At 51.3% G+C, this 26,325-nt stretch carries 24 protein-coding genes and 1 riboswitch; of the genes, 17 read left to right on the plus strand and 7 right to left on the minus strand.

Going from position 1 to position 26,325, the window contains the following annotated elements:
* Window positions 1-107: 107 nt before the first annotated feature.
* On the plus strand, window positions 108-1,055 hold the full coding sequence (gene pbpG, locus QEN31_RS08230; RefSeq protein ID WP_000911555.1) for a D-alanyl-D-alanine endopeptidase: 948 nt from the start codon (window positions 108-110) through the stop codon (window positions 1,053-1,055).
* 57 nt (window positions 1,056-1,112) lie between these two features.
* On the opposite strand, the gene dld is transcribed toward pbpG, so the two are convergent.
* Complete coding sequence (dld, locus tag QEN31_RS08235) at window positions 1,113-2,843, minus strand: D-lactate dehydrogenase (RefSeq protein ID WP_000095232.1); 1,731 nt, start codon at window positions 2,841-2,843, stop codon at window positions 1,113-1,115.
* A gap of 266 nt (window positions 2,844-3,109) precedes the next feature.
* Between dld and bglX the strand changes: the two genes are divergently transcribed.
* The 5 genes from bglX (at window position 3,110) to QEN31_RS08260 (ending at window position 9,333) form a co-directional block, all read left to right on the plus strand.
* Window positions 3,110-5,407, plus strand: coding sequence for a beta-glucosidase BglX (bglX, locus tag QEN31_RS08240; protein WP_000871543.1), 2,298 nt, complete (start codon window positions 3,110-3,112; stop codon window positions 5,405-5,407).
* 180 nt (window positions 5,408-5,587) lie between these two features.
* Window positions 5,588-6,505: a glycine betaine ABC transporter substrate-binding protein OsmF gene (gene osmF / locus QEN31_RS08245; RefSeq protein ID WP_000155869.1), complete on the plus strand. Its 918-nt coding sequence runs from the start codon at window positions 5,588-5,590 to the stop codon at window positions 6,503-6,505.
* Window positions 6,506-6,508: 3 nt separating this feature from the next.
* Window positions 6,509-7,678 carry an ABC transporter permease gene (locus tag QEN31_RS08250; protein ID WP_001278117.1) on the plus strand — a complete coding sequence of 390 codons (1,170 nt, stop codon included), beginning with the start codon at window positions 6,509-6,511 and terminating at the stop codon, window positions 7,676-7,678.
* Window positions 7,671-8,618 (plus strand): ABC transporter ATP-binding protein, encoded by a 948-nt coding sequence (locus QEN31_RS08255; protein WP_000569166.1) that lies wholly within the window; start codon window positions 7,671-7,673, stop codon window positions 8,616-8,618. The genes QEN31_RS08250 and QEN31_RS08255 overlap by 8 nt, the downstream gene beginning before the upstream one ends.
* Complete coding sequence (locus tag QEN31_RS08260; protein ID WP_000824854.1) at window positions 8,602-9,333, plus strand: ABC transporter permease; 732 nt, start codon at window positions 8,602-8,604, stop codon at window positions 9,331-9,333. Before QEN31_RS08255 ends, QEN31_RS08260 begins: the two co-directional genes overlap by 17 nt.
* On the opposite strand, the gene QEN31_RS08265 is transcribed toward QEN31_RS08260, so the two are convergent.
* Together QEN31_RS08265 and mlrA are read right to left on the minus strand one after the other, a co-directional pair.
* Window positions 9,314-9,421, minus strand: coding sequence for a protein YohO (locus QEN31_RS08265; RefSeq protein ID WP_001261696.1), 108 nt, complete (start codon window positions 9,419-9,421; stop codon window positions 9,314-9,316). The two genes, QEN31_RS08260 and QEN31_RS08265, sit on opposite strands and share 20 nt — an antisense overlap.
* A gap of 59 nt (window positions 9,422-9,480) precedes the next feature.
* Window positions 9,481-10,212, minus strand: a complete 732-nt coding sequence (gene mlrA / locus QEN31_RS08270; RefSeq protein WP_001240418.1) for an HTH-type transcriptional regulator MlrA — start codon at window positions 10,210-10,212, stop codon at window positions 9,481-9,483.
* A 222-nt stretch (window positions 10,213-10,434) separates the two neighbouring features.
* Here mlrA and QEN31_RS08275 point away from each other — a divergent pair, with 222 nt between their 5' ends.
* The 3 genes from QEN31_RS08275 to QEN31_RS08285 are packed head-to-tail and all read left to right on the plus strand — an operon-like array spanning window position 10,435 to window position 13,350.
* Entirely contained in the window at window positions 10,435-12,120 is a 1,686-nt protein-coding gene (locus tag QEN31_RS08275) for a sensor histidine kinase (protein WP_000272845.1), read from the plus strand.
* A complete protein-coding gene (btsR, locus tag QEN31_RS08280; protein ID WP_000598637.1) occupies window positions 12,117-12,836 on the plus strand; it encodes a two-component system response regulator BtsR in 720 nt (239 codons plus the stop codon). The genes QEN31_RS08275 and btsR overlap by 4 nt, the downstream gene beginning before the upstream one ends.
* A 46-nt stretch (window positions 12,837-12,882) precedes the next feature.
* Complete coding sequence (locus tag QEN31_RS08285) at window positions 12,883-13,350, plus strand: DUF1456 family protein (RefSeq protein ID WP_000950413.1); 468 nt, start codon at window positions 12,883-12,885, stop codon at window positions 13,348-13,350.
* Window positions 13,351-13,406: 56 nt separating this feature from the next.
* On the opposite strand, the gene QEN31_RS08290 is transcribed toward QEN31_RS08285, so the two are convergent.
* From QEN31_RS08290 to metG, 3 genes are all read right to left on the minus strand, one after another.
* A complete protein-coding gene (locus QEN31_RS08290) occupies window positions 13,407-13,937 on the minus strand; it encodes a YehR family lipoprotein (protein WP_001197952.1) in 531 nt (176 codons plus the stop codon).
* Between the two features lie 171 nt (window positions 13,938-14,108).
* Complete coding sequence (locus QEN31_RS08295; protein ID WP_000703137.1) at window positions 14,109-14,567, minus strand: YehR family lipoprotein; 459 nt, start codon at window positions 14,565-14,567, stop codon at window positions 14,109-14,111.
* A gap of 240 nt (window positions 14,568-14,807) precedes the next feature.
* Entirely contained in the window at window positions 14,808-16,841 is a 2,034-nt protein-coding gene (metG, locus tag QEN31_RS08300) for a methionine--tRNA ligase (protein WP_000195332.1), read from the minus strand.
* Window positions 16,842-17,005: 164 nt separating this feature from the next.
* Here metG and apbC point away from each other — a divergent pair, with 164 nt between their 5' ends.
* The 6 genes from apbC to QEN31_RS08330 all read left to right on the plus strand — a co-directional run bounded on the left by apbC (window position 17,006) and on the right by QEN31_RS08330 (window position 23,748).
* Window positions 17,006-18,115, plus strand: a complete 1,110-nt coding sequence (apbC, locus tag QEN31_RS08305; protein ID WP_001005424.1) for an iron-sulfur cluster carrier protein ApbC — start codon at window positions 17,006-17,008, stop codon at window positions 18,113-18,115.
* A gap of 277 nt (window positions 18,116-18,392) precedes the next feature.
* Window positions 18,393-18,674, plus strand: coding sequence for a YehE family protein (locus QEN31_RS08310; RefSeq protein ID WP_000760404.1), 282 nt, complete (start codon window positions 18,393-18,395; stop codon window positions 18,672-18,674).
* A 278-nt stretch (window positions 18,675-18,952) separates the two neighbouring features.
* Entirely contained in the window at window positions 18,953-19,483 is a 531-nt protein-coding gene (gene stcA, locus QEN31_RS08315; protein WP_000830686.1) for a Stc fimbria major subunit StcA, read from the plus strand.
* A gap of 55 nt (window positions 19,484-19,538) precedes the next feature.
* Complete coding sequence (stcB, locus tag QEN31_RS08320) at window positions 19,539-20,222, plus strand: fimbrial biogenesis chaperone StcB (RefSeq protein WP_000698773.1); 684 nt, start codon at window positions 19,539-19,541, stop codon at window positions 20,220-20,222.
* Window positions 20,223-20,235: 13 nt separating this feature from the next.
* On the plus strand, window positions 20,236-22,725 hold the full coding sequence (locus QEN31_RS08325) for a fimbrial biogenesis outer membrane usher protein (protein WP_000945363.1): 2,490 nt from the start codon (window positions 20,236-20,238) through the stop codon (window positions 22,723-22,725).
* Between the two features lie 15 nt (window positions 22,726-22,740).
* Window positions 22,741-23,748 carry a putative fimbrial-like adhesin protein gene (locus QEN31_RS08330; RefSeq protein ID WP_000765279.1) on the plus strand — a complete coding sequence of 336 codons (1,008 nt, stop codon included), beginning with the start codon at window positions 22,741-22,743 and terminating at the stop codon, window positions 23,746-23,748.
* Between the two features lie 262 nt (window positions 23,749-24,010).
* Here QEN31_RS08330 and rcnB read toward each other — a convergent pair whose 3' ends face one another.
* Window positions 24,011-24,325: a Ni(II)/Co(II) efflux transporter accessory subunit RcnB gene (gene rcnB, locus QEN31_RS08335; protein WP_000837534.1), complete on the minus strand. Its 315-nt coding sequence runs from the start codon at window positions 24,323-24,325 to the stop codon at window positions 24,011-24,013.
* 281 nt (window positions 24,326-24,606) lie between these two features.
* Window positions 24,607-24,703: riboswitch (TPP riboswitch) on the plus strand.
* A 31-nt stretch (window positions 24,704-24,734) separates the two neighbouring features.
* Between rcnB and thiM the strand changes: the two genes are divergently transcribed.
* Both thiM and thiD read left to right on the plus strand, forming a co-directional pair.
* Window positions 24,735-25,532 (plus strand): hydroxyethylthiazole kinase, encoded by a 798-nt coding sequence (gene thiM / locus QEN31_RS08340; RefSeq protein WP_001182150.1) that lies wholly within the window; start codon window positions 24,735-24,737, stop codon window positions 25,530-25,532.
* Window positions 25,519-26,319: a bifunctional hydroxymethylpyrimidine kinase/phosphomethylpyrimidine kinase gene (gene thiD / locus QEN31_RS08345; RefSeq protein WP_001188957.1), complete on the plus strand. Its 801-nt coding sequence runs from the start codon at window positions 25,519-25,521 to the stop codon at window positions 26,317-26,319. Before thiM ends, thiD begins: the two co-directional genes overlap by 14 nt.
* Window positions 26,320-26,325: the final 6 nt, after the last annotated feature.

Raw genomic sequence — 26,325 nt, forward strand, 5'->3', positions numbered from 1 at the left:
AGCGGCAACGCTGGCGTGCCGCTATGATGCCACTGCTAGCTTGAGTATAATCTTAGCTCAGGCGGTGTGCGTTACGACGCGCGTGAATCATTATCAGAAATCTCATCATGCTGAAATTCCGAGCTTCATTCCTGAGCCTTGCTCTGATGTTGGCCGTTCCTTTTGCCCCGCAGGCCGTGGCGAAAACGGCAGCGACAACCGCGGCGTCTCAACCTGAGATTGCCTCCGGTAGCGCAATGATTGTTGATCTCAACACCAATAAAGTGATCTATTCGAACCACCCGGATCTGGTGCGTCCGATTGCCTCGATAACCAAATTAATGACAGCGATGGTCGTGCTCGACGCGCGATTGCCGCTGGATGAAATACTGAAGGTCGATATCAGCCAGACGCCGGAAATGAAAGGGGTTTACTCCCGCGTGCGCCTGAACAGCGAAATTAGCCGCAAAAATATGTTGTTGCTGGCGTTGATGTCATCCGAAAACCGTGCGGCGGCAAGCCTGGCGCACTATTATCCTGGCGGTTATAACGCATTTATTAAAGCGATGAATGCGAAGGCGAAAGCGCTGGGCATGACGCATACCCGCTTCGTTGAGCCGACGGGGCTGTCGATTCATAACGTCTCGACCGCGCGGGATTTAACAAAATTGCTGATTGCCACGAAGCAATACCCGCTGATTGGCCAGCTAAGCACCACGCGCGAAGACATGGCGACATTCTCGCATCCGGCGTATACGCTGCCGTTTCGCAATACCAACCATTTGGTCTACCGTGATAACTGGAATATCCAGTTAACGAAAACCGGATTTACCAATGCGGCGGGGCATTGCCTGGTGATGCGTACCGTGATCAATAACAAACCGGTCGCGCTGGTGGTCATGGACGCGTTCGGCAAATATACCCACTTTGCGGACGCCAGTCGCCTGCGTACATGGATTGAAACCGGTAAAGTCATGCCCGTTCCGGCTGCCGCGCTGAGCTATAAAAAGCAAAAAGCCGCGCAAATGGCGGCAGCCAGCGCCAGTGCCGGAGCGCAAACCGCACAGAACGATTAAGTCGCCGCAGGCCCGGCAGGCATCGCGCCGCCGGGCTTCACGGTAAACCGCACGGTGTTAATGCGTTTCGTCGGGCGTATTTTCCTGCCAGAATTTCCGCTTACTCGTTTTGCCGATACCGGGGTTCATACTGTTGGTCGGGTCATTTTGCCGATAAAAACGCGTCAGTGTTTCCGGCGCTTTATACAGATGTCCAACGTTGTGCTCCGCCGGGTATTGTGCCCCGCGCGCCTGCAACAGCTCCAGCATTTGCGCTTTCAGCGCATGGACGTCGACGCCTTTCTTCACGATATAGTCCTGATGAAAAACGTGGCACATAAAGTGACCGTAATAGAGTTTATGTACCAGTTGGCTGTCGATTTCCGGCGGCAGATGCTCGAACCAGTCGGTATCGTTGCGGCGCAGAGCGATATCCAGCGCCAGGATATCTTCCACTTCATCAGCGTGTACGGCCTGATAACGAATCGCTGCGCCAGCAGCGGCGAAGCGGTGCAGGAAGGCTTTGCTGCCTTCTTCCGGCGTACAGGTGAAGAAACCGCCCTCAGCGGATTTAAAAAATTCATTCAGCCAGCGTTGCGCTTCTGCGACGCCGTCTCCCGCCATTTTTAACAGCAGATGATGCTCATATTTATCGCGCCAGTTTTTCATTCGCGGCGGCAGATGGCTGGGAAACAGATGGCCGAATTTCTGCATCGCGCGGTCGGTGAAATGCGGACGGAAAAATTTTACTTTTTCCAGCATCGCATCGGTTCGGCCTTTTAGCGTGAAAAAGAATGGCATCTTGTCGGTGCCGAGTTTATCGATCATCAGAAAGGTATCTTTACCGTACTGCTCCGCAATATCGTAGATATCGCGATGCATATATTCTCCCGCCACTGGCAGATTGTCGAAGTTCGCCAGAATATGCCGACGGATTTCAGTCAGTACCGCGGGCTGATTGGTGCCGATATAAAAAACCTGCTGATTTTTTTCCGCTGCAAAGGTATCAAGGCGAACGGCAAAAACCGCCAGTTTTCCGGCGCAGCCGGAAGATTCAAACAAACGGTCCGGGTCGGCGTTATAGCGGGCGGGCGTATCGGCGTTGATATCTCGTACCCGCGTCACGTAGTCGTGATCGTGCGCATGACGACCATCGTGGCGCACATCCTCATCTTTAATCCGTTCATCATCCAGCTTGCTCAGGATCTGCTCCGGGGTATGCCCAAGATCGATACCCAGATGATTGACCAGTTGCAGTTTGCCTTGGTCGTCAATACGGGCAAAGAGCGACATCTCGGTATAGGCCGGGCCGCGCTGCACCAGCGAGCCGCCGGAGTTATTACAGATACCGCCGATGACCGACGCGCCGATGCACGACGAACCAATCACCGAGTGCGGTTCACGGCCCAGCGGTTTAAGCGCTTTTTCCAGCGCATAGAGCGTCGTACCGGGCCAGGCCAGAACCTGTTGGCCGTTATCCAGTAAGTGCAGCTTATCCAGCCGCTGGGTGCTGATAATCACAATATCGCGATCGTAGTCGTTGCCGTTCGGCGTGGAGCCTTCCGTCAGACCGGTGTTGGCGGCCTGCATCAGAATAATTTTGTCAGCGTTAACGCAGGCGTTGAGCACACGCCACAGTTCCAGTAATGAACCCGGGAAAACAACGGCCAGCGCGTCGCCCTGACCGGAACGGAAACCCTTGCGATAGCGGGCGGTTTTGGCGGGGTCTGTCAGCAGGTGAGAATGGCCTACCAGGCGGGCCAGCTCATTCAGGAACGTTTTATTATCAGTCATTGTTATGGAAGACATTCTCCACTCCTTGTGGTGGGACAAAATATCAGCGTTAAGCATAGCGCTTTGTATGACAATACGCTTTCTCATTCAAATTGTTTCTGTGTTGGTGGTATTCATTTGCCGCCTTGATACCATTTGCTGGCGGTTGTGTATTCGACTGTGCGGAAAATTAGGAGAATAACCTTCGCTTTCTTCTCCTCTCGCGTTTAGGCTTATGGCAAACTGCGGTTTTTATTCTGTTTTTACCGCCTCGTCGGGATAAAGATAAAGAGAGACTCAACATGAAATGGTTATGTTCAGTAGGTGTTGCTGTGAGTCTGGCGATGCAGCCAGCATTGGCGGAAAACCTGTTTGGCAATCACCCGCTGACGCCCGAAGCGCGCGACGCGTTCGTCACGGATTTACTCAAGAAAATGACTGTCGATGAAAAAATTGGTCAGTTACGTCTGATTAGCGTCGGCCCTGATAACCCGAAAGAAGCGATTCGCGAGATGATCAAAGACGGGCAGGTAGGGGCGATTTTCAATACCGTCACCCGCCAGGATATCCGTCAAATGCAGGATCAGGTGATGGCGTTGAGCCGCCTGAAAATTCCTCTCTTTTTTGCCTATGACGTGGTACACGGCCAGCGAACCGTCTTCCCAATAAGCCTCGGTCTGGCTTCTTCTTTTAATCTGGATGCGGTAAGAACCGTAGGACGCGTATCGGCGTATGAAGCGGCGGACGACGGTCTGAATATGACCTGGGCGCCGATGGTGGATGTCTCCCGCGATCCGCGTTGGGGACGAGCCTCCGAAGGCTTTGGCGAAGATACATATTTAACCTCCATCATGGGCGAAACCATGGTGAAAGCGATGCAGGGCAAAAGTCCGGCGGATCGCTATTCGGTGATGACCAGCGTGAAACATTTTGCCGCCTATGGCGCCGTTGAAGGCGGTAAAGAATACAACACCGTGGATATGAGTTCCCAGCGTCTGTTTAATGACTATATGCCGCCTTACAAAGCGGGGCTGGATGCGGGGAGCGGCGCGGTGATGGTGGCGCTGAACTCGCTGAACGGCACGCCTGCGACGTCAGATTCCTGGCTATTGAAAGATGTCCTGCGCGATGAGTGGGGCTTTAAGGGAATTACCGTTTCCGACCACGGCGCTATTAAAGAACTGATTAAACACGGCACCGCGGCCGACCCGGAAGATGCGGTGCGCGTGGCGCTAAAGGCAGGGGTGGATATGAGCATGGCGGATGAGTATTACAGCAAATATCTGCCGGGCCTGATTAAGTCGGGCAAAGTGACGATGGCGGAACTGGACGACGCGACGCGCCATGTGCTCAACGTAAAATATGACATGGGATTGTTTAACGACCCCTATAGCCATCTGGGGCCGAAAGAGAGCGACCCGGCGGACACCAATGCCGAAAGCCGCCTGCATCGTAAAGAGGCGCGGGAAGTGGCGCGGGAAAGTGTGGTACTGCTGAAAAACCGGCTGGAAACGCTGCCGCTGAAAAAATCGGGCACCATTGCCGTTGTTGGGCCGCTGGCCGACAGTCAACGTGATGTCATGGGGAGCTGGTCTGCTGCTGGGGTCGCGAATCAGTCGGTGACGGTGCTGGCGGGTATTCAAAATGCCGTCGGCGACGGGGCGAAGATCCTCTATGCCAAAGGGGCGAATATCACTAACGATAAAGACATCGTCGATTTCTTAAACCTGTATGAAGAGGCAGTTAAAATCGATCCGCGCTCACCGCAGGCGATGATTGATGAGGCCGTACAGGCGGCGAAACAGGCCGATGTGGTGGTCGCAGTGGTAGGCGAGTCGCAGGGGATGGCGCATGAAGCCTCCAGCCGTACCAATATCACCATTCCGCAGAGTCAGCGCGACTTAATCACCGCTCTGAAAGCCACCGGTAAGCCGCTGGTACTGGTATTAATGAACGGCAGACCGCTGGCGCTGGTAAAAGAAGATCAACAGGCCGATGCGATTCTGGAGACCTGGTTTGCCGGGACGGAAGGCGGCAACGCCATTGCCGATGTGCTGTTTGGCGATTACAACCCGTCAGGCAAACTGCCGATCTCCTTCCCGCGTTCGGTGGGACAAATTCCGGTCTATTACAGCCATCTCAATACGGGACGCCCGTATAATCCTGAAAAGCCAAACAAATACACCTCACGTTATTTTGACGAAGCGAATGGCCCGCTCTATCCGTTTGGTTACGGTCTGAGCTACACCACATTTACGGTGTCTGACGTCACGCTCTCCTCACCGACAATGCAACGCGACGGCAAAGTCACGGCCAGCGTAGAGGTCACGAACACCGGTAAACGCGAAGGGGCCACGGTCATCCAGATGTACTTACAGGATGTCACGGCATCAATGAGCCGCCCGGTGAAGCAATTAAAAGGCTTTGAAAAAATCACCCTCAAGCCCGGCGAACGTAAAACCGTGAGTTTCCCGATTGATATCGAGGCGTTGAAGTTCTGGAATCAGCAGATGAAATATGACGCGGAACCCGGCAAGTTCAACGTCTTTATCGGCGTGGATTCCGCTCGCGTTAAACAAGGATCGTTCGAACTACTGTAAGCCTGCCGTCAACAGGGCGCGATAGCAGCGCCCTGTCTGGCAATGACTTTTCCTGGCCCCCCTTTTATTGCCTGCCACGTCACTTAAACTGCCGGAAAATCCCAGGTTAAACGCAGACTTTTCAACTATGCTTTTTTCTCAAGTCTCTGAAAAAGGCCGTAAAAGGATGAGGAAAGCATCATGACGATCTCAAAGCTATGGGTAAGTTCGCTGGCGTTGCTGGCGACGGTGAGTTTACCTCTACAGGCGGCATCGCCCGTGACGGTCGGGTCAAAGATTGATACCGAAGGCGCACTGCTCGGCAACATGATTTTGCAGGTACTGGAAAGCCACGGCGTTAAAACGGTCAATAAAATTCAGCTCGGGACGACGCCAGTCGTTCGTGGCGCGATTACCGCCGGAGAGCTGGATATCTATCCGGAATACACCGGTAACGGGGCGTTCTTTTTTAAAGATGAAAACGATCCGGCATGGAAAAATGCAAAGCAAGGCTTTGAGAAAGTCAAAAAACTGGATGCGGAGCAGAATAAGCTGGTCTGGTTGACGCCTGCGCCGGCCAACAACACCTGGACCATCGCGATACGTCAGGACATCGCGGAAAAAAATAAACTCTCCTCGCTTGCCGATCTCAGCCGTTATCTGAAAGAGGGCGGCACTTTTAAACTGGCGGCGTCTGCGGAATTTATCGAACGGGCGGATGCGCTGCCGGCATTTGAAAAAGCCTATGATTTTACCTTGAATCAGAACCAGCTCTTGTCGCTGGCGGGCGGCGATACGGCGGTCACGATCAAAGCCGCCGCGCAACAAACATCCGGCGTTAACGCCGCGATGGCGTATGGCACCGACGGCCCGGTCGCCGCGCTGGGTCTGCAAACCCTGAGCGACCCGAAAGGCGTCCAGCCTATCTATGCCCCCGCGCCGGTAGTGCGTGAATCGGTGTTACAGGCCTATCCGCAGATAGCCGACTGGCTGCAGCCCGTTTTCGCCAGCCTTGATGAGAAAACGCTGCAACAGTTGAACGCCAGAATCGCCGTAGAAGGGCTGGATGCGAAAAAAGTCGCCGCAGATTACCTCCGACAAAAAGGGTGGGTGAAGTAATCTGTGAGTGATGCTGCCAAAAAAATTACGGTTAATCGTGTGCTGTTGCTGTTGGTTGTTCTGACCCTGCTTGCTGTCGCGCTACCTTTCATTAATTACGCCCCGAATCGTCTGGTGAGCGGCGAGGGGCGCCAGTTATGGGAGATCTGGCCGGCGACCATCTGGATGCTGACTGGCGCGGGATGCGCGCTGTTTACGTTGTGCTTTGTACCCGGTAAACGCGGTAGCGTACTGACGCTGATGATGGCGCAGACGCTTTTTATTGTCATGCTGTGGGGAGTCGGCAGGGCGGCGACCCAGTTGGCGCAGGAGGGCAGCCCGCTGGCGCGTACCAGTCTGGGAAGTGGATTGTGGCTGGGCCTCGGTCTGATGTTGCTGGCCTGTAGCGATGCGATCCGCCGTATTACCACTGGGCCGCTGTGGCGCTGGTTGCTGCACGCGCAAATTGTCATTGTCCCGCTGGTGCTGCTGTTTTCAGGCACGTTCGACAACCTCTCGCTTCTGAAAGAGTATACCAACCGCCAGGATGTTTTCGATGCCGCGCTGGTGCAACATTTGATGTTACTGGCGGGCACGGTGCTGCCGGCGCTGGCGATCGGACTACCGTTGGGCGTCTGGTGTTATTTTTCCGCCTCACGCCAGGGGCCGGTGTTTACCGTGCTGAATGTGATCCAGACTATCCCTTCCGTCGCGCTGTTTGGCCTGCTGATTGCGCCGTTGGCCGGGCTGGTGAAACAGTTTCCGTGGCTTGCCGAATTCGGCGTCGCGGGAACCGGCATGACGCCTGCGCTGATAGCGCTGGTGCTCTATGCGTTATTGCCGCTGGTGCGCGGCGTGGTCGCCGGGCTCAATCAGGTGCCGCGCGATGTGCTGGAGAGCGCAAGAGCAATGGGAATGAGTAGCGGCCAGCGCTTCAGGCATGTGCAACTGCCGCTGGCGCTGCCGGTCTTTTTACGTAGCCTGCGGGTAGTAATGGTTCAGACAGTGGGAATGGCCGTCGTCGCCGCGCTGATTGGCGCGGGAGGTTTCGGCGCGCTGGTGTTTCAGGGGCTATTGAGCAGCGCCATTGATTTAGTCCTGTTGGGCGTCATTCCGGTGATTGCGCTGGCGGTAGTGATCGACGCGCTGTTTGATTTATGGATCGCGTTTTTGAAGGGAGCAACCGATGATTGAATTTAACCATGTCAGTAAAACCTTCGGCGATCAACAGGCTGTTAGCGACCTCAATTTGCACTTTAGCGAAGGCAGCTTTTCGGTGTTAATTGGCACCTCCGGCTCGGGAAAATCGACCACTCTGAAGATGATTAACCGGCTGGTAGAGCATGATAGCGGAACGATCCGTTTTGCCGGGGAAGAGATCCGCAGCCTGCCGGTGCTTGAACTGCGCCGTCGCATGGGCTATGCCATTCAGTCTATCGGTCTTTTTCCCCACTGGACGGTGGCGCAAAATATCGCCACCGTACCGCAACTACAAAAGTGGTCGCGTGCGCGGATTAACGATCGTATTGATGAACTGATGGCATTATTGGGTCTGGAAAGCGCGCTGCGCGATCGTTATCCGCATCAGCTTTCCGGCGGGCAACAGCAGCGGGTCGGCGTTGCGCGGGCGCTGGCTGCCGATCCGCAGGTATTGCTGATGGACGAGCCTTTCGGCGCGCTTGATCCGGTAACGCGCGGCGCATTGCAGCAGGAGATGACCCGCATTCATCAGCTGCTGGGGCGCACCATCGTACTGGTGACGCACGACATCGACGAGGCGCTACGCCTCGCCGACCATCTGGTGCTGATGGACGGGGGCCACGTTATCCAACAGGGATCGCCGCTTTCTATGCTGACCTCGCCGGAAAATGATTTCGTGCAGGCGTTTTTTGGCCGCAGCGAGCTGGGCGTAAGGCTGCTTTCGTTACGTAGCGTAGGCGATTATGTACGCCGGCATGAACAGCTCAGCGGCGACGCGCTGGTGGAAGAGATGACGCTACGCGATGCGCTATCGATGTTTGTCGCCCGCCGGTGCGACGTCCTGCCGGTGGCGAATCAGCAGGGCGAGCCCTGCGGTACGCTCCATTTCCGCGATCTGCTTTCGGAGACGTCCCCCCGTGAAACGACTGTGTGATCCGCTTCTCTGGCTTATTGTTCTGTTCTTGCTTCTGCTGTTTGGATTGCCTTATAGCCAGCCGTTCTTCGCGGCGCTGTTTCCCGATTTGCCGCGCCCGGTCTACCAACAGGAGAGTTTTGCCGCCCTCGCGCTCGCCCATTTCTGGTTGGTGGGCATCTCAAGTCTGTTTGCCGTCGTGGTGGGCGTCGGCGCAGGGATTGCGGTCACGCGAGAAAGTGGGAAAGAGTTTCGTCCCCTGGTGGAGACTATCGCCGCCGTCGGGCAGACCTTTCCCCCGGTGGCGGTACTGGCGATCGCGGTACCCGTCATGGGTTTTGGTCAGCAACCAGCCATTATCGCCTTGATCCTGTATGGAGTGTTGCCCATCCTGCAGGCGACCCTGGCCGGGCTGGGCGCGGTGCCTGCCAGCGTGATGAGCGTTGCCAGCGGTATGGGAATGAGCCGTCGCCAACAGTTGTATCAGGTTGAGCTGCCGCTGGCCGCGCCGGTGATTCTGGCGGGCATCCGAACCTCGGTGATTATCAATATTGGTACGGCGACCATCGCTTCAACGGTGGGGGCCAGTACGTTAGGCACGCCGATCATTATCGGGCTTAGCGGCTTTAATACGGCCTATGTTATCCAGGGGGCGCTGCTGGTGGCGCTGGCGGCGATCATTATCGACCGCCTGTTTGAAAGGCTGACGCGCGCGCTTACCCGGCACGCAAAATAAAACTGTAACCTGCCAGCATCACGCCGCCGATACCGCCAATAGCCATCAGCAGGAAAAGGGCGATCACCCCGATTTTCGCTACGCGCATTATGTACTCCTTATGTTAATAAAAGGAGTATACATTAAAGCGAATTTGTTAGCTTCTGTTTAAACGCCAAGGGGATGAATGTCGCGTCCCTGGGCGCGCCATGCCAGGAGTTGCTGCTGCTGCGCCAGCGTCTGGTTTTCTCCGCACCATACCAGTAACGTCTTGCCGTCAAACAGTTCCGGGCGGAACTGGCTAAGCGAATGCGCCAGCACGTCGATTCGCCATCCCTGTTGGCTGGCGACCCAACCTTCCAGCCACAGGCGGGTGGTATCATGGATATTCCAGCCGATCACCAACGCATCTTTTCCCTGTTTCTTACGCGCAGACGCCAGGCAGAGCGCAATATAGTTGATCAGGATACCGTCAAGAATGCCGAGCAGCGCCTGAAGGGCGGGTTGTTGGCACTGTAATCGTCGCCGCAGTGGGACGAACAGGTTAGTGGTCAATGTTTGGGCTGGATAATCCTGACCGCGTTCTTTGACCCATAGCCGTAAACTGTGCAGATTACTGCTTTGCAGGTAGTGCAGCAGGATCTCCTGCTGTTCGCGCCAGCCGTTAGGTTGTTCGCTACTGTCGCTACTGAGCAGCACTTTGACTTTGCTGACCTGAACGCCGTTATCTATCCAGCGCTTGATTTCGCGGATTCTGTCGATATCGGCATCGTTAAACAGACGATGACCGCCATCCGTTCGCTGTGGTTTTAAAAGTCCATAACGTCTCTGCCACGCGCGCAACGTGACAGGATTGATATCACAAAGCAAAGCCACTTCACCAATTGTGTAAAGCGCCATCGTTTCACCCTTGCTCGCGAGGTCCCGGTTTAACTTTAGACGCTCTTTTACGAACCAGGAAGTTTTGCCTGTTTTTTATGCATTAAAACGCGAAGTAGCGGGTTGCGGCGGGGTGTTTAAGTGATCGTATTCACGAATTCATATTTTTATGCAACAGTTCAAAGAAAGTTAATCGTACTCAATGTATGTTACGCGCTTTTAATTGAAGTGTGGTTTGCGGGTATGTACGAGTTTAATCTGGTGTTGCTGCTGCTTCAGCAGATGTGCGTGTTTCTGGTCATTGCGTGGCTAATGAGTAAAACGCGTCTGTTCATCCCGCTTATGCAGGTCACGGTTCGTCTGCCGCACAAGCTTCTGTGTTACGTCACGTTTTCTATCTTCTGCATCATGGGCACTTATTTTGGGCTGCATATCGAAGATTCGATTGCCAATACCCGCGCAATTGGCGCGGTGATGGGCGGCCTACTCGGCGGGCCGGTCGTCGGCGGGCTGGTCGGTCTGACCGGTGGGTTACATCGGTATTCTATGGGCGGCATGACGGCGCTGAGCTGTATGATTTCCACCATCGTCGAAGGGCTGTTGGGCGGGTTGGTACACAGCGTTCTCATACGTCGCGGACGCCCGGACAAAGTGTTTAGCCCGCTGACGGCGGGAGCAATTACGTGTATTGCCGAACTGGTGCAGATGCTGATCATTTTACTGATAGCCAGGCCGTTTGACGATGCCTTGCATCTGGTCAGTAATATTGCCGCGCCGATGATGGTGACGAATACCGTTGGCGCCGCGCTGTTCATGCGTATTTTGCTCGATAAGCGCGCCATGTTCGAAAAATATACTTCGGCATTTTCTGCTACCGCGCTGAAGGTCGCCGCGTCAACGGAGGGGATTCTGCGTCAGGGATTTAACGAAGTGAACAGTATGAAGGTGGCGCAGGTGTTATATCAGGAGCTGGATATTGGCGCCGTCGCCATCACCGATCGCGAAAAACTGCTGGCTTTTACTGGTATTGGCGACGATCACCATCTACCGGGCAAACCCATTTCATCAGGTTATACGCTGAAAGCAATTGAAACCGGAGAGGTGGTTTATGCCGATGGCAACGAAGTGCCGTATCGCTGTTCGCTACACCCGCAGTGTAAACTCGGTTCGACGCTGGTGATCCCGCTGCGTGGCGAAAATCAGCGAGTCATGGGCACCATTAAATTGTACGAAGCGAAAAACCGACTGTTCAGCTCAATTAACCGCACCCTGGGAGAGGGTATTGCGCAGCTTTTATCCGCGCAGATCCTGGCCGGGCAGTATGAACGGCAGAAGGCGTTGCTGACGCAGTCAGAGATCAAGCTGTTGCACGCGCAGGTGAACCCGCATTTTCTGTTTAACGCGCTCAATACCATTAAAGCGGTGATTCGCCGCGACAGCGAACAGGCCAGCCAACTGGTGCAGTACTTGTCGACCTTTTTTCGCAAAAATTTAAAACGCCCGTCGGAAATCGTCACGCTGGCGGATGAAATTGAACACGTAAACGCTTATCTGCAAATTGAAAAAGCGCGTTTTCAGTCGCGTCTGCAGGTACAGCTTGATGTTCCATCGACGCTTTCACGTCAGAAATTGCCTGCGTTTACATTACAGCCGATTGTTGAGAACGCCATTAAACATGGCACGTCGCAACTGCTTGATACCGGCAACGTCGCTATTCGCGCCCGGCGCGAAGGGCAGCATTTGATGTTAGATATTGAGGATAATGCGGGACTGTATCAGCCTTCCGCCGGCAGTAGCGGGCTGGGGATGAGTCTGGTTGATAAACGTCTGCGCGAACACTTTGGCGATGATTATGGTATTAGCGTGGCCTGCGAGCCGGACTGTTTTACCCGAATTACATTACGACTTCCACTGGAGGAGGACGCATGATTAAAGTGCTGATTGTGGATGATGAGCCGTTAGCGCGGGAAAATCTGCGGATTTTGCTCCAGGGGCAGGATGACATTGAGATTGTGGGAGAGTGCGCGAACGCGGTAGAAGCGATTGGCGCGGTACATAAGTTGCGACCTGATGTGCTGTTTCTGGATATTCAGATGCCGCGTATCAGTGGACTGGAGATGGTAGGAATGCTTGATCCGGAACACCGCCCGTATATCGTTTTTTTAACCGCGTTTGACGAATACGCCATCAAAGCCTTTGAAGAACACGCTTTTGATTATCTGCTCAAGCCGATAGAGGAGAAACGGCTGGAAAAAACGTTACATCGTCTGCGTCAGGAGCGCAGTAAACAGGATGTTTCGTTGTTGCCGGAAAACCAGCAGGCGCTTAAATTCATTCCCTGTACCGGACACAGCCGGATCTATTTGTTGCAAATGGATGATGTCGCCTTTGTCAGTAGCCGTATGAGCGGCGTTTATGTGACCAGCAGTGAAGGGAAAGAGGGGTTTACCGAGCTGACGCTGCGCACGCTGGAAAGCCGGACGCCGCTACTGCGTTGTCATCGTCAGTTTCTGGTGAATATGGCCCATTTGCAGGAAATACGGCTGGAGGATAATGGGCAGGCAGAGCTGATTTTACGCAACGGCCTGACGGTGCCGGTAAGCCGTCGCTATCTGAAAAGTTTAAAAGAGGCGATTGGCCTGTAAAAGACTGTTAGAATATCGTTTTGCCATAGAAACGACCGAAGGCCTCATGCTGAGTAACGATATTCTGCGTAGCGTGCGCTACATTTTAAAAGCTAATAATACCGATCTGGCGCGTATCCTGGCGCTGGGTAACGTTGATGCTACGCCGGAGCAGATTGCAATCTGGTTGCGCAAAGAAGAGGAAGAGGGGTTTCAGCGTTGCCCGGATATCGTGTTGTCCTCATTTCTCAATGGCCTCATTTATGAAAAACGCGGCAAAGATGAGGCGGCGCCTGCATTGACGGCGGAACGTCGTATCAACAACAATATTGTGCTGAAAAAGCTGCGTATCGCCTTTTCGCTAAAAACAGATGATATCCTGGCGATACTTACCGGTCAGTTGTTTCGTGTCTCAATGCCAGAGATCACCGCGATGATGCGCGCGCCGGACCATAAGAACTTCCGCGAATGCGGCGATCAGTTTATGCGTTATTTTCTGCGCGGTCTGGCAGCCCGTGAACACGCGGCGAAGTAATTCTGCGGTATTGTTCCCGGCAGCGTCCTGTCTGACCGGGAAAACGCATTATTATACTAATTGATTCTATGATATCCGCTCTCTTCCAGCAGTTTCTGCGAGCGAATCATTGACAGATAGTACGCGGAACAGTTGTCAATTGATGATCCTGGCAATTTACAGAGGTCGCTTATTTTTGCCTGGGTAAAATTAATATCCACATATTCCGTAGCATAGCTATCATAATAGTCGATTCGTTCAGTCAAACCCGGCATACCCTGATAAGCTTCGCCGACTTGACTCAGCATTTTTTGTGCTTCTTCTTTATTATTGGCTTTCAGGGTCTTATAAAGTAGTTTATGTTCAGATATTTGACGTAAAACGATATCCCCTTTGTAGTAATAGGTTAACTTGATTTCAATACCGTTGAGATTACCTACATAGCGTTGTGTTTCCTCTGACTCTTTGCTAGCGGCTATCTTCTTGATAAACGCTGTCATGTTATTTTGCTTTCCCTGGAGAGTATCGTTTTTCTGATCGCAGCCAGTTATGCTAACCGATAGAGAGAGCGCGAATAGTGGCAGTGCCATAAGACGTAGAACCTGCATAACAATTCCTTGTCGTTAAGTATTGGTGTGGCCAGGAATTCAGGGATTATAGGCTTTGGCGAGGGGACTTACAGCGAGGCTGTCTTTTTTCGGAATTCATAAAGAAAAGACGCTGCCGAAGCAGCGCCCTGAGCGACTTTACCAGTCGATGCAATACATTATGCCTGCCAGTTATTTCGCTTCTTTAAAACCAGCAGCTTCCAGCAGCGTCTGGGTTTGTTTCATGCTGATACCTTTGCTGGTATCGCCGGACACCATCGTCCCTGAGATTTGCTGTAACGCTTTAAAGTCCACTTTTTCCATATCCACAGAGACGTTTTCCTGGGCATAGGTATCTTCATAGGTTAATTTTTCTTCCACTCCGGCGATATTTTTATATTTCGCGCTCAGCGGATCGAGAATTTTGGCGGCATCTTCTTTCGTTTTAGCGCCTACAGTGGCATAGCTGATTTTACTTTCAGACGTCTGCTTAATGATTTTGTCACCTTTATAGGTGTAAGTAATTGAAATTTCTGTCCCCGCCAGGTTTGCGTTAAAGGTCTTTGATTCTTCTTTATCGCCACAGCCAGCAAGAGAGAACACCAGTACGGAAGCCAAAGCCGCGGACAATAACTTGCCAGAAATTTTCATCTAAAACTCCATTTTATATAATGATTGGGTTTTTAAAATAATTTCAATGAATTAATTTAACCCAGTAATAGCAATGTATCAGGGAGAGATAGAATATGACTTTTAGCCGTTATTTAGCAGTCCGGATATGGAGTCTTAACGCTATTGCTTATTAAGGAAAAAGTTAAAACACGCGGATGGGGTGATATGCCAGTCAGGATTAAGCGGTTAAAAAAGCCGGAGCATGCTCCGGCTTGTTGCTTATTTCACCTGTTGGCCAGGCTTCGCGCCGTCATCAGGGCTTAACAGGAAGATATCTTTCCCGCCAGGTCCTGCGGCCATCACCATTCCCTCGGAGACGCCAAAGCGCATTTTGCGCGGCGCGAGGTTGGCGACCATTACCGTCTGGCGGCCAATCAGCGCCTGCGGGTCCGGGTAGGCGGAACGAATGCCGGAGAAGACGTTACGCTTCTCGCCGCCCAGATCCAGCGTCAGACGCAGCAATTTGTCAGAACCATCTACGAACTCAGCATTTTCAATCAATGCTACGCGCAGGTCAATTTTGGCGAAATCGTCAAAGGTGATGGTTTCCTGAATCGGGAAGTCGGCTAACGGGCCGGTAACCGGCGCGGCTGCGGCTTTCACCTCTTCTTTAGACGATTCAACCAGCGCTTCAACTTGCTTCATGTCGATGCGATTGTAGAGCGCCTTAAAGGTGTTGACCTTGTGACCGAGCAGCGGCTGTTCGATGGCATCCCAGTTCAACTCACTGTTCAGGAAGGCTTCAACGCGTTCAGAAAGCGTCGGCAGTACCGGTTTCAGATACGTCATCAGCACGCGGAACAGGTTGATGCCCATTGAGCAAATGGCCTGCAGGTCCGCGTCGCGGCCTTCTTGTTTAGCCACCACCCACGGCGCTTGCTCGTCAACATAACGGTTAGCGATGTCGGCCAGCGCCATAATCTCACGGATAGCTTTACCGAATTCACGGCTTTCCCATGCTTCGCCAATCACCGCAGCGGCGTCAGTAAAGGTTTTATACAATTGCGGATCGGCCAGTTCAGCCGCCAGCACGCCGTCGAAACGCTTATTGATAAAACCGGCGTTACGCGAGGCCAGGTTGACTACTTTATTGACGATATCGGCATTGACGCGCTGGACAAAGTCTTCCAGGTTCAGGTCGATGTCATCAATGCGTGAAGAAAGCTTCGCGGTGTAGTAGTAGCGCAGGCTGTCGGCGTCAAAGTGTTTCAGCCAGGTGCTGGCCTTAATAAAGGTGCCGCGAGACTTAGACATCTTCGCGCCGTTCACCGTCACGTAACCGTGAACGAACAGGTTGGTCGGCTTACGGAAGTGGCTGCCTTCCAGCATGGCAGGCCAGAACAGGCTGTGGAAATAGACGATGTCTTTGCCGATAAAGTGGTACAGCTCGGCATCGGAGTCTTTTTTCCAGTACTCATCAAAACTGGTCGTGTCACCGCGCTTATCGCACAGATTTTTGAAGGAGCCCATATAGCCAATCGGCGCGTCCAGCCAGACGTAGAAATATTTGCCCGGCGCGTTCGGGATTTCGAAACCAAAATACGGCGCGTCGCGGGAAATGTCCCACTGTTGCAGGCCGGATTCAAACCACTCCTGCATTTTGTTCGCCACCTGCTCCTGCAGCGCGCCGCTGCGGGTCCACGCCTGCAACATTTCGCTGAATGACGGCAGGTCAAAGAAAAAGTGCTCGGAGTCACGCATTACCGGCGTCGCGCCGGACACCACGGATTTCGGTTCGATAAGTTCGGTCGGGCTGTAGGTCGCGCCGCACACTTCACAGTTATCGCCGTACTGGTCTGCGGATTTACATTTCGGGCAGGTGCCTTTCACAAATCGGTCCGGCAGGAACATGCCTTTTTCCGGATCGTAGAGTTGAGAGATGGTGCGGTTCTTAATAAAACCGTTCTCTTTCAGGCGCGTATAAATCAGCTCGGACAGCTCGCGATTCTCGTCGCTGTGCGTTGAGTGGTAGTTGTCGTAGCTAATATTAAAACCGGCGAAATCGGTCTGGTGCTCCTGGCTCATTTCACCGATCATTTGCTCCGGCGTAATACCAAGCTGCTGCGCTTTCAGCATGATCGGCGTGCCATGAGCGTCATCGGCACAGATGAAGTTAACCTCATGGCCGCGCATTCGCTGGTAACGGACCCAGACATCAGCCTGGATGTGCTCCAGCATATGGCCGAGGTGGATAGAGCCGTTGGCGTACGGCAGCGCGCACGTTACCAGAATTTTCTTCGCGACTTGAGTCATAGTGGGTATTACTTCTTCTGTTGTAAAAAAGGGCTTTGATAGTACCAAAATGGTAATTACTGCGCCAATCGATAAGGGCATTTATCCGTAAATGAATAATTGTTACCGCTGGAGTAAACTACAAAGTTACAATCGTACTTTTCAGAACTACAAAAGGAGTCGGGATGAACGAACAATCCCAGGCCAAATCACCAGATACCCTGCGAGCGATGGTCGCCGGGACGCTGGCGAATTTTCAGCACCCAACCCTGAAGCATAACCTCACCACGCTTAAGGCGTTGCACCACGTCGCCTGGATGGATGATACGCTGCACGTTGAGCTGGTCATGCCGTTCGTCTGGAACAGCGCGTTTGAGGTATTAAAAGAGCAATGCAGCGCCGATCTGTTACGTATTACGGGCGCAAAAGCGATCGACTGGAAACTGTCGTACAACATTGCGACGCTGAAACGCGTCAAAAATCAGCCTGGCATTAATGGCGTGAAAAACATCATTGCCGTGAGCTCCGGTAAAGGCGGGGTGGGGAAATCGTCCACGGCGGTAAACCTGGCGCTGGCGTTAGCGGCTGAAGGCGCAAAGGTCGGGGTTCTCGATGCCGATATTTACGGTCCGTCGATCCCAACCATGCTTGGCGCAGAAGATCAGCGCCCAACATCGCCAGACGGTACGCATATGGCGCCGATTATGTCTCACGGCCTGGCGACCAACTCGATCGGCTATCTGGTGACTGACGATAACGCGATGGTATGGCGCGGCCCAATGGCCAGTAAGGCGCTGATGCAGATGTTGCAGGAGACGCTGTGGCCGGATCTGGATTATCTGGTACTGGATATGCCGCCGGGAACCGGGGATATTCAGCTAACGCTGGCGCAGAACATTCCTGTTACCGGCGCGGTGGTGGTGACTACGCCGCAGGATATCGCGCTAATCGACGCCAAAAAAGGTATCGTGATGTTCGAGAAGGTGGAAGTGCCGGTGCTCGGCATTGTGGAAAATATGAGTATGCATATTTGTAGCAACTGCGGCCATCACGAACCGATCTTCGGCACGGGCGGCGCGCAGAAGCTGGCGGAAAAATACCATACTCAGCTTCTGGGTCAGATGCCGCTGCATATTAGTCTGCGCGAAGATCTTGATCGCGGTACGCCGACGGTGGTTAGCCGTCCGGAGAGCGAATTTACCGCGATCTATCGCGAACTGGCCGATCGCGTTGCGGCACAGCTTTACTGGCAGGGTGAAGTGATTCCGGGAGAAATCGCCTTCCGCGCGGTGTAATCCTCCTGACGTATTCCAAAGAGAATATGACATTCACTGCATTAATATATATTGATGCAGTGAATGTATTAATAAAATAATAGCCCCCGCATTGTTAATTCCTGCTTAAACAGACAGGTGTTTATCTGAAATAATCGGCAAAAACATTATTTGAATTGATCATACCTATCCTACTGATTTATTTTTTCAATTGGTTTTAAGGTATCGATACGTTCATACTGCTCATCAGGACGGCCTGCATACTGTTTGACGTTCACCAGAGGAACAATTACTCACTATGAAAAAATATTTGCTGATGGGAATTATAGTTTCGGCTTATGGGATAAGCGTACCTGTTTTTGCCTCCGACACCGCAACATTAACCATCAGTGGAAAAGTGACCGCGCCAACGTGCAGTACAGAAGTGGTAAACGCACAGTTGCAGCAGCGTTGCGGCAACACTATCCACGTTTCAACTCTGCAAACACCCGCCGCTACGCCGATGAGAGGTGTGACAACGCAGCTATACACGGTGCCTGGTGATAGCACCCGACAGATTGTTGTTAATCATTACGACTAATTCTTATTAATTCCGCAGGCCCATATCATTGATATCAATGATATGGGCTTTTTTATTTGTTGTGTTTATATTTAAGGGCAGTAAATTTCGGAAATTAATAAGTTTACAAAATAATGATAAGCAATGATTATTTGTTGCAATTATATTGCAATCTGTAAATTGTTTTAAATCAACAAAACATCGTGTTTACATTGCGATAACTTCCTGTCTATGAGAATTTTCGTTGCAAGGGTTAATAACTCTTAACAAATAGAAATTACTTCATTAAGGAAGAGATTATGAAACGTTCACTTATTGCTGCTTCTGTATTGTCTGCTGTATTTATGAGCGCTGGGGCTTTTGCTGTTGATGAGTATGATTCAGGCGTTCTGAATATTAACGGAAAGGTGGTTGGTACTACCTGTCAATTTTTGGGTACGAACACCGCTGAAATTAGACTGAATGAAATTGGTGCGGATAAAATAATTAATTTAACCCCGGGTCAGATTTATGACGCAGTAACTAATCAAACTCAGATGCCGTTGAAAATAAAATGTCAACAGGGTGTAGCGCCGCGTATTACCTTCTCTTCAACGCAATTTGACAGCCACGATATCACATTTAATAACGGGTCTGCCAAAGGTGTCGGTTTTGCGGTTTACTACGGAAGTACGGATAATCAGATTGATCCAGAGACGGGGGTGACACTAGATCCAAATAGCAGCGGTGAATACGACCTGACTTTTTTAGCACGCTATGCGCGTTTAGACGGTGATGTTGCTTCTGGTGATGTTAGCTCAACACTGACTTTAACGGTTGTTACTGACTAATTTATTCAACCGGCGGCGTTCGTCGCCGGTTTTTTATAAGCAAGGCCGTGTAAATATGAAAATATTATCTGCAGTATTATTATCTGCCATAATTTTGCCTGCGCATGCTGGTATTGTTATTTATGGTACGCGTGTGATTTACCCGGCAGAGAAGAAAGAAGTCGTTGTACAATTGGTGAATCAGGGCGAGCAAGCTTCGCTGGTACAGTCCTGGATTGATGACGGTAACACTTCATTACCGCCAGAAAAAATTCAGGTGCCATTTATGCTGACGCCGCCAGTGGCGCGCGTTGCCGCTGAGTCTGGTCAGCAGATCAAAATCAAGAAAATGCCTAATAGCTTACCGGACAACAAAGAAAGTCTGTTTTATCTGAATGTGCTTGATATTCCACCAAACAGCCAGGAAAACGCCGGTAAAAATGTGCTTAAATTCGCAATGCAGAATCGAATAAAATTAATATGGCGCCCCAGTCGAATTGCCGCCGTAACCAAAGACAGTTTTCAGAGGATTGGTTTATTTCGCAGTAATAAAGCTGTTATCATGAAAAATGATACTGCAAACTGGATTACCGTGACGGATGTAAAAGCAGGAAATACTAAGATTAATGATCAAACTATCATGCTGCCACCGCTATCGACGCAAAATATTAACATGAAATATGCGTCAACAAGCCAGTATGAAGTAACGATTATTGATGATAATGGTAACTATATTAGTAGCAAAATGAATGTAAAATAAACAGGAGTTCATCATGCTAAGGATGACGCCCATCGCTTCGCTTGTTTTATTGACTCTGTTTACCTGGCAAACGCAGGCTATCGCGACGGAAACGTTTGATACCCATTTTATGGTGGGGGGAATGAGAGATCAAAAAATAACAAATTTCCATCTGGATGAGAATAAGCCAATTCCGGGACAGTACGAATTGGATATTTATGTCAACAATCAATGGCGAGGTAAATACGATATCATTGTTGCCGATGATCCCGGTAGCACGTGTATTTCAACTGAGTTGTTGAAAAATATTGGTGTGATAAGCGATGGTCTGCAACCGCAGGGAGCAACGGATTGTATTGCGTTAAAAGATGTCGTGAGAAGCGGTGGCTATACTTTTAATATTGGCGTTTTTCGGCTGGATTTGAGCGTTCCCCAGGCCTATGTAAATGAGGTCGAGGCGGGTTATGTATTGCCTGAAAACTGGGATCGCGGCATCAATGCATTTTATACTTCTTACTATGCCAGCCAGTATTACAGTGACTATAAGAATTCTGGCAGTAGTGAAAGTACTTACGTTCGGTTCAATAGCGGTTTCAATCTGTTGGGCTGGCAAGCGCATGCGGATACCACATTTAATAAAACCGATGGCAGCAGCGGTGAGTGGAAAAGCAACACATTGTATCTGGAGCGCGGTATCGCTGAGCTCCTCGGCACATTACGCGCCGGGGATCAGTATACCTCGTCAGAGATTTTTGATTCTGTGAGATTTACCGGCGTTCGCCTGTTTCGCGATATGCAAATGTTGCCAAACTCGAAACAGAATTTTACGCCGTTGGTGCAGGGGATTGCACAGACTAACGCTTTGGTAACCATCGAACAGAACGGATTCGTTGTTTATCAGAAAGAGGTTCCTCCTGGCCCCTTTTCCATTGCGGATCTGCAACTCGCGGGCGGTGGCGCGGATCTTGATGTCACCGTGCGTGAGGCGGATGGTTCGATAAATACCTGGCTGGTGCCTTACGCTTCCGTACCGAACATGTTGCAGCCTGGCGTCTCTAAGTATGATTTTTCCGCCGGCCGTAGTCATATTGAAGGCGCCGATAATCAGGCCGATTTTACACAAATCAGTTATCAGTATGGCCTTAATAACCTGTTGACGCTTTATGGCGGTACGATGCTATCGAACCATTATAATGCGTTTACCCTCGGCACGGGGTGGAATACCCGGATTGGCGCCATTTCGCTTGACGCTACGCGAGCGCACAGTAAACAGGATAATGGCGATGTATTTGATGGTCAGAGTTATCAGATTGCTTATAATAAATACCTGACCCAAACATTAACTCGGTTTGGTCTGGCTGCGTATCGGTATTCATCACAGGATTACCGCACATTTAACGATCATGTCTGGGCCAATAATAAAAATAACTATCGTCGCGATAAGAATGATGTATACGATATTGCTGATTATTATCAAAACGATTTTGGGCGTAAAAATACGTTTTCAGCTAATGTGAGCCAATCCTTGCCAGAAGGATGGGGCGCAGTATCACTGAGTGCATTATGGCGTGATTACTGGGGACGTAGCGGCACCAGTAAAGATTATCAAATAAGCTATTCCAATACGTTCCAGAAAATTAATTATACGTTATCCGCCAGTCAGACTTACGACGAGGATCATAATGAAGATAAACGTTTTAACCTGTTTATTTCAATTCCCTTTGACTGGGGGGACGGTATTACTACCCCGCGGCGTCATCTGAATGTGTCGAACTCGACGACCTTTGATGATGATGGATTTACCTCAAACAATATTGGTTTAACCGGTACGGCAGGCAGTCGCGATCAATTTAATTACGGCGTGAATGTTAGTCATCAGCGACAGGATAGTGAGACCACAGCGGGGACGAATTTAACCTGGAATACGCCCGTTGCAACGCTTAATGGTAGTTACAGCCAGTCGTCCAATTATACTCAGACCGGCGGAAGTATTTCCGGTGGGGTTGTAGCCTGGAGTGGCGGGTTGAATTTATCCAGCCGGCTTTCAGATACCTTTGCGATTATGCAGGCTCCGGGACTTGAAGGAGCCTACGTTAACGGCCAAAAATATCGGACCACCAATAAAAAAGGAACGGTGGTTTATGACAACCTTACGCCATATCGCGAAAACCATCTTATGCTTGATGTGTCGCAAAGTAGCAGTGAAACGGAATTACGCGGTAACCGTAAAGTTGCCGCCCCGTACCGAGGGGCCGTCGTGCTAGTGAATTTTGATACCGACCAGCGTAAACCATGGTTTATTAAAGCGCAGCGTCCTGATGGCTCGCCTCTTATTTTTGGTTATGATGTAGTAGATCATCATGGTCATAATGTGGGCATTGTTGGACAAGGTAGTCAGCTATTTATTCGAACGAATGATATTCCGCCCGAAGTCAGTGTACCAGTAGATAAAGAGCAGGGGCTTTCATGTTCAATCACCTTTGGTAAAACGGTTGATGAAAGTAAAGTTTATATTTGTCGGTAGTGGTGAGGTGGTGAAATGAAACTCTTTCTTTTTATCGTGATGTTATTGATTTTACCTGAAACATACGCAGCCTGTACGGGAGAAATTACTTATCAGGATAATTTAATTATTCGTGAGGATTTTACGATTAACCCTAATCAGTCCGCAACTTATAGCCATAATTTTAACGATACAACTTGTTCAGGGACTTATAAGATAACGCGTATGGATCCTTCCGATATCATCGTGGGATTATACAATGATACAGTAAAACTGAAGTTAAAAATCGCCTGGGCAGATAATAATACTCTCACAATGCCGTTTACAACGGGCTATACGGTAACGGTTGAACCCGCTTCCTCTGGGGCGAATGTAAATATTTCTGCCGGTAGTGGGAACAGTGTCCTAATCAACGGGGTGGTATCAATAACAAGCGCTTCTTCTGCAACTCAGTTTACGGCCGGTTTGCGGTTTTTAGGGTGCCTGCTAGCAGGAAGAGGTTGGAATGCCTGTGCCGCAGATTATAATAGTTATCTTAGAGGTGCAGGGTTATATTCATTTGATCTGTTTGTGTCCTACGATCGCAAGCAGACAACCTGCAAACCTGAAGATCTGACGATCACGCTACCGAATATTGCGCTTTCTGAATTATATAACACAGGCAAGGTCAGCAACAAAAATGCCGCGGATAATATTCGACTCCAGTGTGATAATCTTTTTGGTAATGCTAAACAAACATCGCGTAAAATGACGGTTTATCTCTCCAGCAGTGATTTAATACCAGATAGCTATTCTGTGTTGCGTGGTGCTGTGAATAATGGCGTCGGATTTATACTGGAGAGCGGTGGAAAAACGGTGAATATTTCAAATACAGCAGAGCAGGGTAATGCTTCAACGTTATGGAAAGTGGATCAAGTAGGCACGCCGCTCAACAGTGATATGATAACAATCCCTATTATCGCCAGTTATTATGTTTATGACCGAGACAATATAAAGCCAGGCGATCTAAAAGCGACTGCGCTGATCTATGTGAAATACGATTAATATATATGAAAAACATTTAAGATATATGGCGCGATAGGTGAATGAACTTCCGGTCACTTACAATAATAAGTGACCGGGATGACAATCTTTCTGCAATAAATTTTAATGTGGTATGCGGTAGTTTCAAAAGGGCGAGATCCAGAGCGAATCGGGTAGTGAAGGCAGTCAACAAAAAAGGCAGTTTGAAGGGGATAGAGTGATTAAGGGCTAATAAAAAAGTAACATGGGGCTGTATTTCCCCCTCTGGATGAGGGGGCTTTTTTTATCGATGATAAAAAATCTCGCCATCATAGGCTTTGATGATTTTTCCATCGGTATCGTTAATCAGTACATACGCGCCGCCCATATAGGTCCAGTGAGTACCGGCATCTGGCGCGGGCAGATTACGTAATTTCCACTGTTTAATATTATACTCATCGGTGCGGTACATTTGCGGAACGGTATCGCCGGGCTTGAAGTGGGTGAAGTCGGCGATAAAGCTTTTTAACTCATATTGATCAATGCCCGTTGTCGCGGGGGCGGCCCATGCAAAACTGGTTGCAAGCAACAGCGCGCAAGGCAGCAACTTACTTTTCATACTTTTACCCTCCACATATGCGGGTCAGTTAACATCGTGTGTATCATTTCTGCTGGTGGCGTATCTGACAAGCGCTATTTTGTTATCTCACGCCCCTTTTCGTAAAAAGTGTAAACGAAAGCGTCGTGCAGCAACATATCCGCCAGCAAGTTTGCCAGAACCGAATAGGTTTTGAGAACTATCTGATAACGCTGAAATTATCGTCCGCCGCTGACTGTAAATTTACATTGTCTGGCGCAGACAGTATGCTTAATAGCGAAACCCCGCTTAACACGGCGGGGCTTGACGACTCGGGGTGCCCTTCTTTGTGAAGGCTGAGAAATACCCGTACCACCTGATCTGGATAATGCCAGCGTAGGGAAGTCTGACACTGCTCGTGTCCCTTCTTCACGCGGGCAGGAGCTGAACCATGCAGCCTGACCTGCACTGCCGCACGCTTGCGGCGCATACGTTAAAACACTTTCGCGCGCACTCCCCGCTTACGCACTGTATGACGAATGACGTCGTACAAACATTTACCGCCAATACGCTGCTGGCGCTGGGCGCTTCACCCGCCATGGTGATTGATCCTGTCGAGGCCAGACCGTTTGCCGCCATCGCCAACGCCTTGCTGGTTAATGTCGGAACCTTAACCGCCTCACGCGCTGACGCGATGCGTGCGGCGGTAGAAAGCGCTTATGATGCCAAAACGCCGTGGACCCTTGATCCTGTCGCGGTGGGCGCGCTGGAATTTCGTCGGCGATTTTGCCTGGATCTCTTGTCCCTGCGCCCGGCGGCAATACGCGGCAACGCCTCGGAAATCCTGGCGTTATCCGGCATGGCGCTGGGCGGACGCGGCGTAGATACCACCGAGGCGGCGTTGGCCGCACTGCCTGCGGCGCAGGCGCTGGCGCGTCAGATAGACTGCATCGTTGTGGTTACCGGAGAGGTAGATTACGTCACTAATGGTCAGCGCACGCTGAGCATTCCCGGCGGCGATCCGTTAATGACTCGCATTGTAGGCACCGGCTGCGCGTTGTCGGCGGTTGTCGCCGCCAGTTGCGCGTTACCGGGCGCCGCGCTGGACAATGTCGCGTCGGCCTGCTGCTGGATGAAACTGGCTGGACAGGTCGCGGCAGAGCGTAGCGAAGGACCGGGCAGCTTCATCCCGGCTTTTCTTGATGCGCTCTATCATCTGGATATGGAGGCGGCCAATGCAACGAATTAACGCGCTGACGATTGCCGGCACCGATCCCAGCGGCGGGGCCGGTATCCAGGCGGATCTCAAGACCTTTTCCGCGCTGGGCGCATATGGCTGTTCGGTCATCACCGCGCTGGTGGCGCAAAATACCTGTGGCGTACAGTCGGTGTACCGGATAGAGCCGGACTTTGTCGCCGCTCAACTTGATTCCGTGTTCAGCGATGTGCGCATTGATACCACAAAAATCGGGATGCTGGCGGAAACCGATATTGTCGAGGCCGTGGCGGAGCGACTACAGCGTCATCATGTACGTAATGTGGTGCTGGATACGGTGATGCTGGCGAAAAGCGGCGATCCGCTGCTCTCGCCCTCTGCGATAGAAACATTACGCGTCCGGCTGTTGCCGCAGGTATCGCTGATTACGCCTAATTTGCCGGAAGCCGCAGCGTTGCTGGATGCGCCCCATGCGCGTACGGAACAGGAGATGCTGGCGCAGGGGCGGGCGTTACTGGCGATGGGGTGTGAAGCGGTATTGATGAAAGGCGGGCATTTAGAGGATGCGCAAAGCCCGGACTGGCTCTTTACCCGCGAGGGCGAGCAGCGTTTTAGCGCGCCGCGTGTGAACACCAAAAATACGCATGGGACGGGCTGTACGCTGTCGGCGGCGCTGGCGGCGTTACGGCCCCGGCATCGCAGTTGGGGAGAGACGGTAAACGAGGCGAAGGCATGGCTTTCGGCGGCGCTGGCGCAGGCGGACACGCTGGAAGTGGGGAAGGGCATTGGTCCGGTACATCATTTCCACGCGTGGTGGTAGTATACT

The organism is Salmonella sp. SA15303, assembly GCF_029962125.1.
Lineage (GTDB): Bacteria > Pseudomonadota > Gammaproteobacteria > Enterobacterales > Enterobacteriaceae > Salmonella > Salmonella enterica.

Coding starts and splice junctions, on each gene's coding strand:
- QEN31_RS08255 (WP_000569166.1), top strand. CDS start 7,671: ATGATTGAATTTAACCATGTCAGTAAAACCTTCGGCGATCAACAGGCT.
- QEN31_RS08285 (WP_000950413.1), top strand. CDS start 12,883: ATGCTGAGTAACGATATTCTGCGTAGCGTGCGCTACATTTTAAAAGCT.
- dld (WP_000095232.1), bottom strand. CDS start 2,843: ATGTCTTCCATAACAATGACTGATAATAAAACGTTCCTGAATGAGCTG.
- apbC (WP_001005424.1), top strand. CDS start 17,006: ATGAACGAACAATCCCAGGCCAAATCACCAGATACCCTGCGAGCGATG.
- metG (WP_000195332.1), bottom strand. CDS start 16,841: ATGACTCAAGTCGCGAAGAAAATTCTGGTAACGTGCGCGCTGCCGTAC.
- QEN31_RS08325 (WP_000945363.1), top strand. CDS start 20,236: ATGCTAAGGATGACGCCCATCGCTTCGCTTGTTTTATTGACTCTGTTT.
- QEN31_RS08265 (WP_001261696.1), bottom strand. CDS start 9,421: ATGCGCGTAGCGAAAATCGGGGTGATCGCCCTTTTCCTGCTGATGGCT.
- QEN31_RS08290 (WP_001197952.1), bottom strand. CDS start 13,937: ATGCAGGTTCTACGTCTTATGGCACTGCCACTATTCGCGCTCTCTCTA.
- QEN31_RS08330 (WP_000765279.1), top strand. CDS start 22,741: ATGAAACTCTTTCTTTTTATCGTGATGTTATTGATTTTACCTGAAACA.
- QEN31_RS08310 (WP_000760404.1), top strand. CDS start 18,393: ATGAAAAAATATTTGCTGATGGGAATTATAGTTTCGGCTTATGGGATA.
- stcB (WP_000698773.1), top strand. CDS start 19,539: ATGAAAATATTATCTGCAGTATTATTATCTGCCATAATTTTGCCTGCG.
- pbpG (WP_000911555.1), top strand. CDS start 108: ATGCTGAAATTCCGAGCTTCATTCCTGAGCCTTGCTCTGATGTTGGCC.
- QEN31_RS08295 (WP_000703137.1), bottom strand. CDS start 14,567: ATGAAAATTTCTGGCAAGTTATTGTCCGCGGCTTTGGCTTCCGTACTG.
- btsR (WP_000598637.1), top strand. CDS start 12,117: ATGATTAAAGTGCTGATTGTGGATGATGAGCCGTTAGCGCGGGAAAAT.
- thiM (WP_001182150.1), top strand. CDS start 24,735: ATGCAGCCTGACCTGCACTGCCGCACGCTTGCGGCGCATACGTTAAAA.
- osmF (WP_000155869.1), top strand. CDS start 5,588: ATGACGATCTCAAAGCTATGGGTAAGTTCGCTGGCGTTGCTGGCGACG.
- thiD (WP_001188957.1), top strand. CDS start 25,519: ATGCAACGAATTAACGCGCTGACGATTGCCGGCACCGATCCCAGCGGC.
- rcnB (WP_000837534.1), bottom strand. CDS start 24,325: ATGAAAAGTAAGTTGCTGCCTTGCGCGCTGTTGCTTGCAACCAGTTTT.
- stcA (WP_000830686.1), top strand. CDS start 18,953: ATGAAACGTTCACTTATTGCTGCTTCTGTATTGTCTGCTGTATTTATG.
- QEN31_RS08275 (WP_000272845.1), top strand. CDS start 10,435: ATGTACGAGTTTAATCTGGTGTTGCTGCTGCTTCAGCAGATGTGCGTG.
- mlrA (WP_001240418.1), bottom strand. CDS start 10,212: ATGGCGCTTTACACAATTGGTGAAGTGGCTTTGCTTTGTGATATCAAT.
- bglX (WP_000871543.1), top strand. CDS start 3,110: ATGAAATGGTTATGTTCAGTAGGTGTTGCTGTGAGTCTGGCGATGCAG.